Below are 15079 nucleotides of genomic sequence, written 5' to 3' on the forward strand. Positions count from 1 at the left end.
AATGATAAAAAATAAAACAAGAATATACGTTTTGGCAATAGTTGCCTTAACGATAAGCTTTGTTGCTTGTAAAAAGTCTTACCTGGAACTTACTCCTCGCGGAACGGCTTTAGAAGATAACTTTTATAAGAACGAAACAGAAGTGATGCAAGGTGTTATTGCAGTTTACGACGTAACCCAATGGGGCACAACTGGAGGCTACACCATGAAGATGCCTTTACTTTCTGCCGCATCCGACGACTGTTTTGCTGGTGGAAGCAACGCTAGTGATCAACCAAACTGGGTAGCGTTTGATAATTTTAACATGAACTCTAGCCTTGGCCCACAAAGTGGACTATGGAATAAAAATTACTCAGGCATTAACAGGGCAAATTTAATTCTCAGTAAAATAGATGGTGCCCAAGGTCTTAGCGATGAGTTTAAAACAAGAGCGGTTGCCGAAACTAAATTTCTTAGGGCTTACTTCTACTTTGACCTAGTAAGACTTTTTGGCAATGTGCCACTTATTACTACGGTACTTCCAACCAGCGATCTCTATAATCAAGCTCAAGTTGGGCCGAAAGTGATTTATGCTCAAATAGAAAAAGACTTAAGAGAAGCTATTCCGGGTTTGCCCCCTACTATAGTAGCTTCAGAAAAAGGCAGAATTTCTCAAGGTGCTGCCAAAGCGCAGTTGGGCAAGGTACTTTTATTCCAAAACGATAATGCTAAAATGGCAGAAGCAGCAACCCTGTTCGAAGATGTAAATAAAGTAGGTAACATTTATGGGTATTCTCTTTTGCCAAACTATGCAGATATTTTTAGCCCTGCTAATAAATTCAATTCTGAATCCATTTTAGAAATACCTCACTCAAACAATGCCGCTTGGAGCGATTGGGGATATATTAACGGAGGAGAAGGTAATGTAGGCACCCAGTTTGTGGGCATGGACAGTTATAATGGCCCCACCTACTCTGCCGGTTGGGGCTTTTGCCCGGTAACCTTTGATCTAGTAAACGTAATGAAGAGCGATCCAAGATTCGATGCTTCAATAATCGACGGAAAAGCACTGAAAGCAGATGGCGCGACGTACAACGGGCGTTACCAAAATACCGATTATTTTATAAAGAAATATGCGCCTTTAAAAGCGTTTAGATCTGCCAGCGGCGTTGCAGAGCAAAACTGGCCAATGGATGAAATTGAGATTAGATTGGCTGATACCTATTTAATGGAAGCAGAAGCTTTGGTAAGAACCTCTGGAAATGCGGCAAGAGCACAGGAATTATTAGATGCCGTAAGAGGAAGAGTGGGCTTACCATCTATACCTGCAACTCTTGATAATATTTATAAAGAACGAAGATTAGAATTGGCTTTCGAAGGCCATCGGTTTTTCGATTTGGTTCGCACAGGAAAAGCAGTTTCTATACTCGGCCCATCTGGCTTTAAAGCCAATAAAAGCGAGTATTTACCAATTCCTTTAACAGAAATTGAATTAACCAAAGGCGTACTCAAACAAAATCCAGGCTACAATTAATCAATTGATTATTATGAAGATATTAAATAAATTAAACACAAGCATACTCCTTGCAATAGGGTTTATGCTTTGCGTAGTGGTTTCCTGTAAAAAAGACAACATTACAAGAAGTATTGGCACACCGCCAACGGCAGAGCAAATTCAGTTTTCGGCAACGCCAGATGCCAGCAACCCGAACATTATTATTTTTAAAAACAGTTATAAAGGTATAAATGCCTATTGGGATTTTGGAAATGGTGCTACTGCCAATGGCAACGAAGTGACGGGCGCCTACCCTCTGGGAGGAACCTATACCGCTACGTTAACTATTTTGGCCGATGGCGGCTCGGTTTCTACCACTAAAACCATAACTATTGCCAAGACAAACACAAGCATGCTAAGCGATCCTGCTTTTAAAATGCTATCTGGCGGTCTTTCCAATGCTGCTGGTAAAACTTGGGTAATAGATAAAACTCAACCAGGCCACTTAGGCGTGGGACCAATTGGTTCGCAAGCGCCAGACTGGTACCAAGCCGGACCGAACGAGAAGGATGGAGCAGGTTTCTACGATGACGAAATGACATTCTACATGGATGCCAACGGACTAAAATACGCATATGCCAACCACGGAGATACCTTTGCAAATGCAGCAAATGCAGCAGGTATAGGTGGCCCAACAACCGGTGGAGATCCAACTGTTAATTATACGCCCCCAACAAATCTTAGTTGGATCATCAATAAAGTAAACGGTGTAAATTACATAAACATTAGCAATAACGGCTTTATTGCATACTACACAGGCGTTTCTTCTTACCAAATTCTATCGTTAACAGACGACGAGATGTGGCTGCGATGCCTCGATAAAGCGAACTCGGCAAACGCTTGGTATCTTAAATTAATTAGGAAAGGATATGTGAGACCTATAGTTCCACCTGTGCAAAAACCATTAAAAGCGGCAGATATCTCTGATGACTTCGATGCAGTTGCCAATGTTACTTGGACTGCAGAAAATATGGATTACTCCAGAGCTTATGACAATCCTTCCAAATTTGGAATAAATACATCTGGCAAAGTAGGCTACTACGAAAAGAGAACAGGAGACGATGGTCAATATGGAAACCTAAATGTTACGTTGCCGTATAGATTCGATTTGGCAGCGAAAAACAAAATCATGCTAAAAGTGTTCTTACCAGGTGGAAACGACTTTACTAAGGTTAAGCCAACAGTATCTGTTAAGTTACAAAACTCTTTACTTGGTGGCAACGCATATACAACTCAATTAGAAGTAGTAAAAACCATTGCTCCTACCGACTATAACAAATGGATACAATTGGAGTTTGATTATTCAGGCTCGGCTTCTCAAACATTGTACGATAAAGTTGTGGTTCAGCTGGGAGGAGAAGGTCATCCAAACCCTGGCATATTTTATATAGATGATTTTAAGTTTAAATAGATCCATTTTTAATTAAAAAGGTCTGGTTTTTAAGACCAGACCTTTTTATTGTTTCAAAAAAAATATCATGAAAAACTACAGAAAACCAATTAACATTTTTTTAGGTGTGCTCATTTTCGGTGCTACATCATGCTCTAAAAACGCTGCGCAAGAAAAGCCGGTGTACGTACCGCCAAAGGAAGTAAAACCAGTAGATAAAAATTGGACTTTTGAAAGTACACCAACTTGGAGCGACGAATTTTCTAACTCTGGCGCGCCTCTATCTAGCAAATGGGATTACGATACCGGCGGCAGCGGCTGGGGAAACAATGAGTTAGAATACTATACCAATACCACCAATAATGCAAGTGTTGCAAACGGCATATTGTCCATTACTGCAAAAAAAGAAAGTTTTGAGGGTAGGGATTACACTTCATCGCGCATGGTTACACGAGGCAAATTAGATGCGCTATATGGCAGGTTCGAGATAAGAGCAAAATTACCTATCGGCAAAGGCACTTGGCCAGCCATTTGGATGCTACCTACCGATCGGGCTTATGGAGATTGGCCAAAATCGGGAGAAGTTGATATTATGGAACATGTGGGTTACGATCAAAATGTGGTTCATTTTACCACCCACACAGAATTGTACAATTTTAAAATAAATACACAGAGAACTGCTACCAAAACCATAGAAACCGCAAGTACAGAATTTCACATCTATAGGGTAGATTGGACTCCTTTTGCCATACGAGGATTTTACGATGGCATACAGGTTTTTGCTCTTGAGAATGAAGGCAAAGGACCAGCAGCTTGGCCTTTCGACAAGCGCTTTCACCTCTTGTTAAACTTGGCTATTGGGGGCGATTGGGGTGGTGCGAAAGGCGTAGATAACAGTATATTTCCACAAAAGATGGAGGTAGATTACGTGAGATATTATAAAATGATTGATAAATAGATTTGGGAAATGAGAGGTCAGAATTTAACGATAAAAAAATCGGGGATGAATCATACCGACCCATCCCCGAAATCTAAATTAACGCTCTCAGTTATATAGACGAACAACATTCGACTTTATTGTACATAGTCTAAAATATTTTTGCAAATACCCAGCCAACGAAATCGAGCAAAAAAAATCGGGGATGAATCATACCGACCCATCCCCGAAATCTAAATTAACGCTCTCAGTTATATAGACGAACAACATTCGACTTTATTGTGCATAGTCTAAAATATTTTGCAAATACCAGTCATCGAAATCGAGCAAAAAAAATCGGGGATGAATCATACCGACCCATCCCCGAAATCTAAATTAACGCTCTCAGTTATATAGACGACAAAAATTGGACTTTATTGTATTAAGCTTCCGCTTTTTGTTGGCTGACAAGGCTGTTTCAACCTTTTTCGAAGCCAATACGCTCATAATCAATCTAAAAAAATTAATTTTTTAGCTTAGACTTTTTTTCCGCAGCATCTTTTTTTGGCTTTTTTATTTCCGTCTTTTCCTCTTGCTGAATTTCGACATCCTCTTTTTTCTCAGATTTAGCTTTCCGAACAACTTTTTGGGGTACTATTTCTTCTTGTTCTTCGATTTTTACAGGCTCAACATCCTTTGGCTCTATCGCTTTTTCGTCTTCGCGCCGAAGAAAGTTTTTAAGCAGTTGCTTTAAATATAAATCGGGTTTTGGCATATTGATAACCGTGCCCGGCTCCTTATCTTGAGACTGTTTGATGTAAGCCGTTTTTATTTTCCCCCATTCTTTAGAAAAAAGTTTTATAAACTGCTCTACAAATTGATCTTCTGTATATTTCTTTGGTAATTTTTCAATTACCGAAGCTATCTTAAATTCTTTATTATGCAAAATTGCCATAGTTGTAATTTTATCCCTGCAAAGATACAATTATCTGCCCCTTATTACTCGAACTTCATAGCAGACAAAAACCTAATCTTTAAAAATTCAATTTCTTTAGCTTTTCCACTAGCACTTCAGAAATCTTCCGATAGCTTTCGAACGTCCATCCGGCTACATGCGGAGTTAAAATTACTTTTTCATTTTTCTTTAGCTCCTCAAACCAATCCTCTTTTTCTAGTGCCGGAAACTTTTCTGTTTCTAAGACATCTAGTCCAGCGCCCAAAATTTTACCGTTTTTAATGTTGTTTAAAACTGCTTTGGTATGCACAACTTCTCCTCTGGCAGTATTTAAAAAAAATATGGGCTTTTTAAATTGGTAAAAATATTCCTCATCAACCATCTGCCTTGTTTCTCTGGTTAACGGAATATGTAAACTTAAAACATCGCAATGTTTAACGATTTCTTCCATACTCACTTCGCGCGCATAAACATCAGAAAAGTTGGTTTTATATTTATCATAAGCCAACACATTTACCTCAAAACCTGCAAGTTTTTTGGCAAAACAGTGCCCCATAAAGCCGTAGCCAATGATGCCAACAGTTTTTCCCTTTAACTCGTGCCCCCTATTTCCTTCTCTGTCCCAAGTTAGTTCCCTAACCTGTTGATTGGCGATATTTAACTTATTCATCAGCGAAAGCAGCATTCCAACAGCATGTTCGCCGACGGCATCTCTGTTTCCTTCGGGTGCATTAATAAGTTTAATGTTTAGCTTTTCGGCCAAGGCCACATCAATATTATCTAAACCGGCACCGGCACGTGCAATAAACTTTAGTTTTTTTGCCGCATTCAAAATTTCTTCATCAATCTTAAACTTTGTTCTTACAGCAATACCAGTGTATTCGCCAATTCTTGCCAGCGTTTGCGCTCTTGTAATTAACGGTTCGTCGTGTACCAAGTACCCTAAAGCCGCTGCCTGCTTTTTAAAAATAGGATGCAGATCATCAACAATTAATATTTTATTATCCATAGTAAAAGCAAACATACTCATTTTTAACACGAGCTAACATAAGCAAGAGGCAAAGCTTTTTTCTATTAAAAAGAGGCTAATTTCAGCTTCATCTATCTAAAATATTACCTCAAAATGCTGTAATAAAATAGTTACCACAATCATTATTAAACTTTGTTGGTGTTTCTTTGTCAATCCCTTACAAACAGGGAAACTTAACAACACATACAACATTGAAAACCAACTTACTTACCATTACATTTTTATTATTCACGCTTTCTTTATTTGCCCAAAAAGGAAATCAAGGGAAAATTACCGGGGTTTTAAAAGATGCAAAAACACAAGAAACCATTCCATTTGCTACCGCCGTTTTGCTTAATCCAGCCTCTCAGGCAAAGGTAAAAATTGTGCAAACGGATGTGAACGGTGCTTTTAGCATCTCAAATATCCCGATAGGAAAATATACATTTAAAATTAGCTTTGTCGGCTATCAAACCATGGTAAGAAGTAACGTAGAGGTTACGGCTGCCACCAAAACGCTAAACTTTGGAAACATACAGATGACCAGCGGAAAAGGCAACGTGCTTAGCGAAGTGCAGGTTACCGGAAAAAAAGCTTCCATCCAGCTGGGCATCGATAAGAAGATTTTTTCTGTAGACCAAAGTTTGGTTAGCGAGGGCGGCTCTGCATCAGACGTATTGCAAAACGTGCCCTCTATCCAAACAGATATAGATGGAAATGTAAGTTTGCGAGGGTCTGCCGGCGTTAAGGTTTTGATAGACGGCAAACAATCTCTTATTGCGGGTGGAGACATTAGCCAAATTTTGCAATCTATACCTGCCAGCTCCATAGAAAGTGTAGAGGTTATTACCAACCCAAGTTCCAAATACGATGCCGAAGGCCAATCTGGTATTATAAACATTGTACTTAAAAAAAACACTAAACTCGGTTTTAACGGATCGGTTGCAGTAACTGCCGGCAATAAAGACAATTACAACGCAAGCACCAATTTAAGTTTTCAAAACAGCAAGGTGAATCTTTACGGAAATTACAGTTACAGGTACGGAAACAGGTACTTTGGGGGATTTCAGAACATTGATTATTTTCAACCCATCGGCGACATCAACTTTGCTAACCAACTTACCGATTCTAGATCTACAGACAAGGGCAACAACGTAAAAGCGGGCATAGATTACTATATCACCGATAAAAGCATCGTTAGTTTTTCTGGCGGTTTTAACAGTAGAGACAACAATAGGAACGAACTTATAAACATAAGCCAACTTACCAGCGGGCTTCAGCCAGTTAAGTTAAGCAATAGAAATAATTTAACCAATGGTACTGGAAACAGTTATGATCTTAACCTAGATTACACGCAGAAATTTAACAAACCGAAAGAAGAACTTACCTTTAACTTTGGTTATAGCAACGGTGTAAATGACAATAATCAGGCTTACGATACGCAAATAACCAATTTAAACGGTACACCTACCGATTTAGATGCGGCCTTGCAAAACATTTACAACTCGGGCAACAACAGCAACTACAACATCCAGGCAGATTATACCTTACCAGTTGGCCAAAATGGAAAGATAGAGGCTGGTTACCGCAGCCAAATTAAATTGGCAGACAATACGCAAATTGCCGATTCTTTGTTAACCGGAAGCTCGATAGACATCAGTAATAACCTGTTAAACAATTTTTTTAAGAGTAAAGATCAAGTGCATGCCCTCTATTTAAACTACCAAAATCAATTAAATAATTTTGGCTACCAAATAGGATTACGTGGAGAAGACGCTCAACTAAATACTTATTTAGAAGGTTACAACAACAATTTACCTTATGCTACCCCCGGTAAAATACAATATAAGCGACTTTATCCAAGCGTATTTTTAACACAGAAGTTTAAAGGCGACCAACAGCTACAATTAAGCTACACCCGCCGAGTTAACAGACCGCGTGCTTGGGAAACAAACCCATTTTTAGATGTATCTGACCCGCTAAACTACCGACAAGGAAACCCAAATCTTATACCAGAAGACGTGCATTCGTTTGAATTGGGCTATAGCAAATATTGGCAAAACGTTACTTTTACGGGTAGTGTTTATTTGAGAAAAACAAACGATGTGGTAGAACGCGTACGCAGCGAACCAGATGCAAACGGAATTATTATTACCACACCACAAAACCTAAGTAGCGAAATAAACACAGGTTTAGAGCTTATTGCACAATATACCGCATCGAAGAAGTTAAATTTTACAGGCAACGTAAACCTTTATCAAAGCGATTTAAAAGGTGCTCCTGCTTTCGGTATTGCGCCCAATAGTGGCTTTAGCTATAATGGCAACTTAACCGCCAACCTAAGTTATGTTAAGCATTTAACCATTCAAATAAGGGGAGAATATCGAGGCGCAGAAGTACAACCACAAGGCAAAAGAAATGCCATTTACAACATAGATGCGGGTGCAAAATATGATTTATTGAATGGAAAAGCTTCTCTTAGCTTTAATGTGAGAGATGTTTTTAATACCAGAAAATACAGTTTTACAAACATTGGCCAAAATGCAAGTACCGCTTTCGAAAGACAGCTTAATGGCACAATGGGCAACTTAACTTTCTCTTATCGCTTTGGAAAAAGCACTTTTAAAATGAATAAGCAAAAGAAAGGCGACCAGCAACAAGACAATCGCGGAGATGAAACTTCATTTTAAAACTTTCCATTCGTTTAAGCAAAATTTTATCTTTGGTGATGAAAGAAAAAAATCCATGGCAAACATTAAGTAGCAAAAAAAAATACGACAACAATTGGATCAGCCTTACCGAGCACCAAGTTGTTAATCCATCTGGAGGCAACGGAATTTACGGCGTGGTGCATTTTAAAAACATCGCCATTGGCATATTGCCAATAGATCGTGACCGAAATACTTGGTTGGTGGGGCAATTTCGCTATGCGACAAACACTTATAGCTGGGAAATTCCAGAAGGCGGTGGCCCTTTTAACGAACAGCCATTAGAAAGCGCAAAGCGAGAGTTGTTAGAAGAAACAGGCTTAAGCGCAAAAAATTATCAAGAGATTTTGCGCATGCACCTATCTAATTCTGTGAGTGATGAACTTTGCATTGTTTACCTAGCCAGAGATTTAATTGAGGGAATTGCCATGCCAGAAGAAACAGAACAGCTACAGATAAAAAAATTGCCTTTTGAAGAGGTGTACAAGATGGTGTTGAACGGCGAAATAACAGATTCGGTAAGCGTTGCCGCCATTTTAAAAGCAAAGGTTATTTTGGGATAAATTAAATTACGATTTCAGAATTACGATTTACGATTATATCCATTTACGGATACTAACCACAAAGTGCGCAAAAATTTTCGCAAAGTTTGCAGAGTATACGCGCTAAACGCAATCGATTGAAATCCACCGCTAATATTTCGGCCGAGGCTATGCATCTTTTTATAGGAGTTATTGGGGTGTGATCACTTTTCTGCTTTAGTCTTTCAGCTTTGGTCTACTCCGATAGCTTTCCGAAAAAATCAACAATCAATTTAAATAAGTTTTGATAAGCTGTTAAAGGCAAGTTTTGAGGTACATCATAAATGTCGTGATACGCTTTTGGCCCACCTTGTGTATAGATAAAGAAAGCAGGAACGCCCATTTGGCTAAAAAAGTAATGGTCGCTGTTGGCCGCTTTTCCTCTGGGATGGATTACGGAAATAAGATGTTCTGAGTCATTTATTTTATTCATCAAGTCGAATGCCTTCGGATAAACGGTAGAATTTACAACGGTCATACCTTCAGAGCCCGTTCCAACCAAATCTAAGTTGATTAAAAACTTGATGTTTGCCAATGGAAATGGTGGGTGCTGTACAAAAAACCCAGAGCCTAGTAAACCAGCTTCTTCCCCTGCGAAACAAACAAATACAACTGTATAAGACTGTGGATTTTTAATGTAATATTTTGCTAAGCTTAGCAAAGTTGCTACGCCAGCAGCATTGTCGTTAGCGCCCGGAAAATAGGTGTCCGCACCCATACCGCCAAGGTGATCATAATGCGCGGTAATCATCAGCACAGAATCTGGATGCTTTGTACCACGCACAAAGCCACAAATGTTAGCAGCTCGAAATGCAGAATCGAACTTATTCTCAATGTCTATTTCTATCCGTTTTGGCGTTTGCTTTACCGTATTCGTGTTCAATTCGATGGTTGTAAGGCTATCTAAACTCGTGGCAACCGACCAAGTAAGCTTATCTTTAAAAACTACGTTAAGACCAGCTGAAACAAAATTTACGCTATCTAACTTTTTTAGCCTAGTGCTTTCTTTCAACCCCGGACTTCCGTTGCCGACAATAAAATCTTGACCGGGAACCAACTGTTTTCCATTTAAGGTAACCGACATTTTCCCAGGAAAAGTATTTACTGGGTATTCAAAACGCTGACGAAAATCCTCGGCCAAAGGCTCTAAACCAATTTCTTTAAACTGATTGGTCAAATAATCAGCAGCCAACTTCATCCCACCTTTCGTATAACCTCTTCCCCAATATTTCGCCGAAGCTAAAGTATCTATTACATTTTTGGTGTACGTAATGTCTTGAGCATGAGCACATATTGCCATTAAATTGATAAACATTAAAGCAAAAATCTTTTTCATCACTTTGCGATTTAATTCATTAGTAACAACTGCCATTTAAAAAAATTGCATCAAAATAAGTCTAATTCTTCGAAACCTAAAAATCCAAAAAACATCCGAGTTACGAAAAAACAGCAAAGCTCTAAAACCGAAAGTTTAGTTTGTCGGGCTTTTGTATGAAATATAGCTGTTTTGGTTTGCTCTCACAAACTTCCGTACATTTACGATAGATTTCCTTGTTTGGGACAATCTCAATTAAAAAATCATCTCTAAACAACGCAAAGGCAGGATATAAGAGATATTGATACTTTTAAAAATGTTTATAGAACAAATTTATACTGGTTGTTTGGCGCAAGGCGCGTATTATATCGAGAGCAATGGCGAAGCAGCAATTATAGATCCGCTTAGAGAAGTACAACCTTATATTAACAAAGCAAATGCACAAAAAGCGAAGATAAAATATGTTTTCGAAACACACTTTCATGCCGATTTTGTATCTGGCCATTTGGATCTGGCTAAAAAAACTGGTGCAACTATCGTTTATGGCCCTTATGCCAAACCAAGTTTCAATTTTCATCAAGCCAAAGACAATGAGGTTTTTAAACTTGGCGACATTAGCATGACCGCACTGCATACGCCGGGGCACACCATAGAAAGTACCTGCTTCTTATTAAAAGATGAAAGTGGAAATCAGAAAGCGCTGTTTTCTGGCGATACCCTTTTTATTGGCGATGTAGGTAGACCAGACCTCGCCCAAAGCATTTCCAAAGATTTAACGCAAGAAAAACTGGCAGGCTACTTGTTCGATTCTTTACGCAATAAAGTTATGCCTTTGGATGACAATATTGTAGTTTACCCTGCCCACGGCGCAGGCAGTGCTTGCGGCAAGAACATGAGCAAGGAAACTACCGACACGCTAGGCAACCAGAAAAAGACAAATTATGCGTTGCGCCAAGAGATGACTAAAGAAGCGTTTATTAAGGAAGTTACCGAAGGCCTTTTGCCACCACCGGCTTACTTTCCGCTAAATGTTAAAATGAACAGTGAGGGTTACGATTCTATTGATGCTGTTTTAGAAAGAGGAAATAAAGCCCTTAACCCGAATGAGTTTGAAATATTGGCCAACCAAACCGGCGCCATTATTTTAGATACCCGGCCACCGCAAACCTTTGCAGCAGGTTTTGTGCCGAACGCTATAAACATTGGTATAGATGGTAGTTTTGCGCCTTGGGTGGGCACATTAATCCCAAACATCTCGCAGCAAATTTTATTGATAACAGACGAAGGTAGAGAAGAAGAAAGCATTACCAGGTTAGCGCGCGTAGGTTACGATCATACCATCGGCTTTTTAGCTGGCGGAGTAAAAGCTTGGGAGAAAGCTGGGAAAGAAATGGACCATATTAACTCCATCAACCCTGCCGAGCTAGCACAAAAAATAGGCAAAGCCGATGTAATTATATTAGACGTAAGGAAAGAAACCGAATTTGAAACCGAACATGCCAAAGGCGCAAAAAACATTCCATTAGACTATGTGAACGAACAAATGACCAAGTTGAACAAAGACGAGACCTATTTTGTACACTGTGCAGGCGGCTACCGTTCAATGGTGTTTAACACTGTTTTGCGGGCACGCGGTTTTAGAAATTTAATTGACATAACGGGTGGCTTTAAAGCCATTAAAGAAAACGGCAACATCGCCACCGTGGCAAACCTTTAAATTATACTTTAAATGTTAACATTAATAAAAGAACCATGGCCGTGGTACGTTTCTGGCTTTTGCATTGCCCTAACTATGGCGGCACTCCTTTTCTCTGGGAAAACTTTTGGATTTTCATCTAATCTACGCACGATGTGCAGCATCTTTGGTGCGGGAAAAAAGGTTTCATTTTTTAACTACGATTGGAAAGCACAACGTTGGAACCTGCTCTTTTTAGTCGGCGCCATGTTAGGTGGATTTATTGCATCTACATTTTTAAAAGACGATGCACCCATAAAACTGGCATCTTCTACAATAAAAGACTTGAGCAACATCGGGATTAAATTCGACGGTCAACTAAATCCATCGCAAATTTATGGATTGGATGTGCTTACCAGTTTTAAAGGTTTTTCCATCTTAATTTTTGGTGGGATGCTTGTTGGTTTCGGTACGCGATATGCAGGAGGATGTACTTCTGGACACGCGATTAGCGGTTTGGCCAACCTTCAAATTCCTTCATTAATTGCCGTTGTCGGTTTTTTTATTGGCGGCTTGGTTATGACCTTTTTTATCTTACCACTAATTTTTTAATGATGAAGGGCATAAAATATATCCTTTGCGGCGTGTTTTTTGGCGTAGTTATGGTAAAATCAGAAGCGGTTTCTTGGTATCGAATCCAAGAAATGTTTCGTTTTCAAGCTTTCCACATGTACGGCATCATTTTTACAGCGGTGTTTTTTGGAGTGATTATCGTTTGGTTGATCAAAAAACTCAACCTAAACGATACGGATGGCGAAAAGATAAACATCAAAGACAAAGCGAAGAGCTGGAAAAGGTACTTATACGGCGGTAGTATTTTTGGTTTAGGTTGGGCTTTAACCGGCTCTTGCCCTGGGCCAATGTTTGTGAATGTTGGCTATGGCTATTACACCATGTTGGTGGTTATTTTAGGCGCCTTGTTAGGGACGTTGCTGTATGGAATAATCAAAAAGAACCTTCCGCATTAGCTAAAATTTGATGTTTCAAAAACCTTTATACCAACCAAACGGCAAAAATTTAATCCAAGGCACCGGGCTAGAAATCGATTGTTACCTGTACCTCTTCCTCAACAGGTTTCCAAAGCGGCCCGTCTTTTAACAAGCGAATTGCCTCTGCATTTTCTTTTTTACCAACGCTCTTAATCACTTTTACGTAAATCGGAGCACCCTGATTGGACACATGAAAGCCCAAAACAACTTCTTTTTTAATACTGTCAGTTTTAATGATGCGATTATTTTTTTGCAGATATTCTCGCCATTTTGTCCAGCCGATGAGAGGCAAAGACGCTGAAGACATTAAAATGGTTTGGCTTGCTGACGACATCTGCTTTTTTGCGGGGGCTTTATAGCCAACCACCACTACTTCGGCTAAAGAACCTTTGTCTGGTTCTAGCGCAATATATAGCGGTTTGTTTACAGCTAAATGTTCCTCACTGATGGACTTTTTTGGCAAACCCGCCGAATCTAATGATTTAATTGGGCTCTGACGATTGTTCAAAAAGGTCATATTTACAATTTTTTGCTTATAGCCAATATAACTTGCCACTAAATTCCTTTTTTTACTGCTGTCTGCAACTAGCGTAAAATTGCCATTCTTATCGGTTGTGGTAGATACATTGCTGTCTTCTAATCTTACGGTAACTCCGGGCAAGGCCAATCCGTCGCCTTTAGAAACCACCTTTCCGATCAACACTTCATTTGTTTTGGTTGCTATTCCTATACCCTTTGCGCTGTTTTCTAACACCGCTCTAATTTCATTGGTTTTTTGTGGGGCCGCCGCTGCAATCCGCGCGCTGCTTGCAACTGCTTGAGCAACATCGGCATCAGTTTTTGTAACAGAAGATGCGAGTTGGGCTTCCTCCACTTCACGGGGAACATTTTCAGAAATTACTGCTTTAGGAGCGGAAACAATTTTATCCTGCTGTATCGGTCTTTCTGCAGTTGGTACTATTGCACGCTTTGGCTGCTGTTTTGCAATCGTAACGTTGCTATCCAGATTTACCATAACCTCTTTGTGGTTTTGCTTGGTAAGCTGATTGCGTCTATTGGTTTCGCGCATTATAAATAAAATGCTTACCGCGATAAATGCAACCGTAGCAGTTGCTGCTATACTTAAGCGCTGCGTGGTTATTCCCCATATTTTCCGTTTTACAGGTTGGTTTTTAACCCGCTCGTGCAATTGCTTTTGTAAAATAGAAAGTGTTTGTTTCCTTCTGGGCGTTGCCTTTAGCCCTTCCAAAGCTTCCGCCACAAAAGGATCTTCAAGCGCTTGCCGCTCAACCCGGTGCATAGCTTGCGCACCAAGCTTACCTTCTAGGTAAGCTTCAAGCACGGCGATATCTAACCAATCGTTATTCACTACTGTTCTTCTCTATACAGATTTTTAAATTCCGCTTACCGTTTTGGATATAGCTTTTTACCTTTAACATATCGTAACCGGTTATTTCGGCCACTTCTTTATAACATTTCTCTTGTAAGTAAAACAAATCTACACTTTTGCGCTGCTCCTCAATCAACGACTCCATGCATTTCTCCATCAACGTAAGCTGTGTTTCTTTTGTGTTGTCTATATCTAGATGCACAAATTCAGTATTTTCCACAAACGTATCATCTAAAGAAACGATAGTTTGTTTCCCAGATTTTCTCAAGGCCATTAAGCAATGGTTTCGCGTAAGTACGTGCAACCAGCTTTTAAAATTCTGTACCTCGTGCACCATTAATTTTGGGATCAGCTCCTCAAAAATTTGCATTACGGCATCTTTGCTAAGTTCTTCGTCTTTAAAATAGTTTATGCATACGCCAAAAACCAAGTGCATGTATCGGTTATACAACATGCCCAAAGTTTCCAAATTGCCCGTGCTCTTGTACTTAGCAATAAGCTCTACGTCTTCAACCTGCTGCCTATCAGCTGTATGCTTTATAAAGTTCAAAAATAAT

At 39.5% G+C, this 15079-nt stretch carries 13 protein-coding genes; 8 read left to right on the forward strand and 5 right to left on the reverse strand.

Going from position 1 to position 15079, the window contains the following annotated elements; genetic code table 11:
- The first annotated feature begins 1 nt into the window (after position 1).
- The 3 genes from ABIB40_RS15775 to ABIB40_RS15785 all read left to right on the forward strand — a co-directional run bounded on the left by ABIB40_RS15775 (position 2) and on the right by ABIB40_RS15785 (position 3882).
- Complete coding sequence (locus tag ABIB40_RS15775; RefSeq protein ID WP_354360352.1) at positions 2-1513, forward strand: RagB/SusD family nutrient uptake outer membrane protein; 1512 nt, start codon at positions 2-4, stop codon at positions 1511-1513.
- Between the two features lie 13 nt (positions 1514-1526).
- Positions 1527-2945 carry a PKD domain-containing protein gene (locus tag ABIB40_RS15780; protein WP_354360353.1) on the forward strand — a complete coding sequence of 473 codons (1419 nt, stop codon included), beginning with the start codon at positions 1527-1529 and terminating at the stop codon, positions 2943-2945.
- Positions 2946-3012: 67 nt separating this feature from the next.
- A complete protein-coding gene (locus tag ABIB40_RS15785) occupies positions 3013-3882 on the forward strand; it encodes a glycoside hydrolase family 16 protein (protein WP_354360354.1) in 870 nt (289 codons plus the stop codon).
- 481 nt (positions 3883-4363) lie between these two features.
- Here ABIB40_RS15785 and ABIB40_RS15790 read toward each other — a convergent pair whose 3' ends face one another.
- Together ABIB40_RS15790 and ABIB40_RS15795 are read right to left on the reverse strand one after the other, a co-directional pair.
- Complete coding sequence (locus ABIB40_RS15790; protein WP_354360355.1) at positions 4364-4795, reverse strand: hypothetical protein; 432 nt, start codon at positions 4793-4795, stop codon at positions 4364-4366.
- Positions 4796-4874: 79 nt separating this feature from the next.
- Positions 4875-5804 carry an NAD(P)-dependent oxidoreductase gene (locus tag ABIB40_RS15795; RefSeq protein ID WP_354360356.1) on the reverse strand — a complete coding sequence of 310 codons (930 nt, stop codon included), beginning with the start codon at positions 5802-5804 and terminating at the stop codon, positions 4875-4877.
- A 212-nt stretch (positions 5805-6016) separates the two neighbouring features.
- On the opposite strand from ABIB40_RS15795, the gene ABIB40_RS15800 reads away from it, so the two are divergent.
- A complete protein-coding gene (locus ABIB40_RS15800) occupies positions 6017-8494 on the forward strand; it encodes a TonB-dependent receptor (protein ID WP_354360357.1) in 2478 nt (825 codons plus the stop codon).
- A 38-nt stretch (positions 8495-8532) separates the two neighbouring features.
- Positions 8533-9075, forward strand: a complete 543-nt coding sequence (locus tag ABIB40_RS15805; protein WP_354360358.1) for an NUDIX domain-containing protein — start codon at positions 8533-8535, stop codon at positions 9073-9075.
- Positions 9076-9289: 214 nt separating this feature from the next.
- Here the strand turns inward: ABIB40_RS15805 and ABIB40_RS15810 are convergent, their stop codons facing one another.
- Complete coding sequence (locus tag ABIB40_RS15810; protein ID WP_354360359.1) at positions 9290-10429, reverse strand: M28 family metallopeptidase; 1140 nt, start codon at positions 10427-10429, stop codon at positions 9290-9292.
- 295 nt (positions 10430-10724) lie between these two features.
- Between ABIB40_RS15810 and ABIB40_RS15815 the strand changes: the two genes are divergently transcribed.
- From ABIB40_RS15815 to ABIB40_RS15825, 3 genes are read left to right on the forward strand one after another with little or no spacing between them, the layout of a single operon-like run.
- Entirely contained in the window at positions 10725-12125 is a 1401-nt protein-coding gene (locus ABIB40_RS15815; RefSeq protein ID WP_354360360.1) for an MBL fold metallo-hydrolase, read from the forward strand.
- Between the two features lie 12 nt (positions 12126-12137).
- Positions 12138-12695 carry a YeeE/YedE family protein gene (locus ABIB40_RS15820; RefSeq protein WP_354360361.1) on the forward strand — a complete coding sequence of 186 codons (558 nt, stop codon included), beginning with the start codon at positions 12138-12140 and terminating at the stop codon, positions 12693-12695.
- A complete protein-coding gene (locus ABIB40_RS15825; protein ID WP_354360362.1) occupies positions 12695-13111 on the forward strand; it encodes a DUF6691 family protein in 417 nt (138 codons plus the stop codon). The genes ABIB40_RS15820 and ABIB40_RS15825 overlap by 1 nt, the downstream gene beginning before the upstream one ends.
- A gap of 67 nt (positions 13112-13178) precedes the next feature.
- On the opposite strand, the gene ABIB40_RS15830 is transcribed toward ABIB40_RS15825, so the two are convergent.
- Both ABIB40_RS15830 and ABIB40_RS15835 read right to left on the reverse strand, forming a co-directional pair.
- On the reverse strand, positions 13179-14501 hold the full coding sequence (locus ABIB40_RS15830) for a carboxypeptidase-like regulatory domain-containing protein (protein WP_354360363.1): 1323 nt from the start codon (positions 14499-14501) through the stop codon (positions 13179-13181).
- Positions 14494-15072, reverse strand: coding sequence for an RNA polymerase sigma factor (locus ABIB40_RS15835; RefSeq protein ID WP_354360418.1), 579 nt, complete (start codon positions 15070-15072; stop codon positions 14494-14496). Before ABIB40_RS15835 ends, ABIB40_RS15830 begins: the two co-directional genes overlap by 8 nt.
- Positions 15073-15079 lie beyond the last annotated feature (7 nt).

It is taken from the genome of Pedobacter sp. UYP30 (assembly GCF_040547165.1).
Taxonomy (GTDB): Bacteria; Bacteroidota; Bacteroidia; order Sphingobacteriales; family Sphingobacteriaceae; genus Pedobacter.

Bases quoted from the DNA above. Each gene is read 5' to 3' on its own strand.
- ABIB40_RS15775 (WP_354360352.1), top strand. From the start codon at position 2: ATGATAAAAAATAAAACAAGAATATACGTTTTGGCAATAGTTGCCTTA.
- ABIB40_RS15780 (WP_354360353.1), top strand. From the start codon at position 1,527: ATGAAGATATTAAATAAATTAAACACAAGCATACTCCTTGCAATAGGG.
- ABIB40_RS15785 (WP_354360354.1), top strand. From the start codon at position 3,013: ATGAAAAACTACAGAAAACCAATTAACATTTTTTTAGGTGTGCTCATT.
- ABIB40_RS15790 (WP_354360355.1), bottom strand. From the start codon at position 4,795: ATGGCAATTTTGCATAATAAAGAATTTAAGATAGCTTCGGTAATTGAA.
- ABIB40_RS15795 (WP_354360356.1), bottom strand. From the start codon at position 5,804: ATGGATAATAAAATATTAATTGTTGATGATCTGCATCCTATTTTTAAA.
- ABIB40_RS15805 (WP_354360358.1), top strand. From the start codon at position 8,533: ATGAAAGAAAAAAATCCATGGCAAACATTAAGTAGCAAAAAAAAATAC.
- ABIB40_RS15810 (WP_354360359.1), bottom strand. From the start codon at position 10,429: ATGAAAAAGATTTTTGCTTTAATGTTTATCAATTTAATGGCAATATGT.
- ABIB40_RS15815 (WP_354360360.1), top strand. From the start codon at position 10,725: ATGTTTATAGAACAAATTTATACTGGTTGTTTGGCGCAAGGCGCGTAT.
- ABIB40_RS15820 (WP_354360361.1), top strand. From the start codon at position 12,138: ATGTTAACATTAATAAAAGAACCATGGCCGTGGTACGTTTCTGGCTTT.
- ABIB40_RS15825 (WP_354360362.1), top strand. From the start codon at position 12,695: ATGATGAAGGGCATAAAATATATCCTTTGCGGCGTGTTTTTTGGCGTA.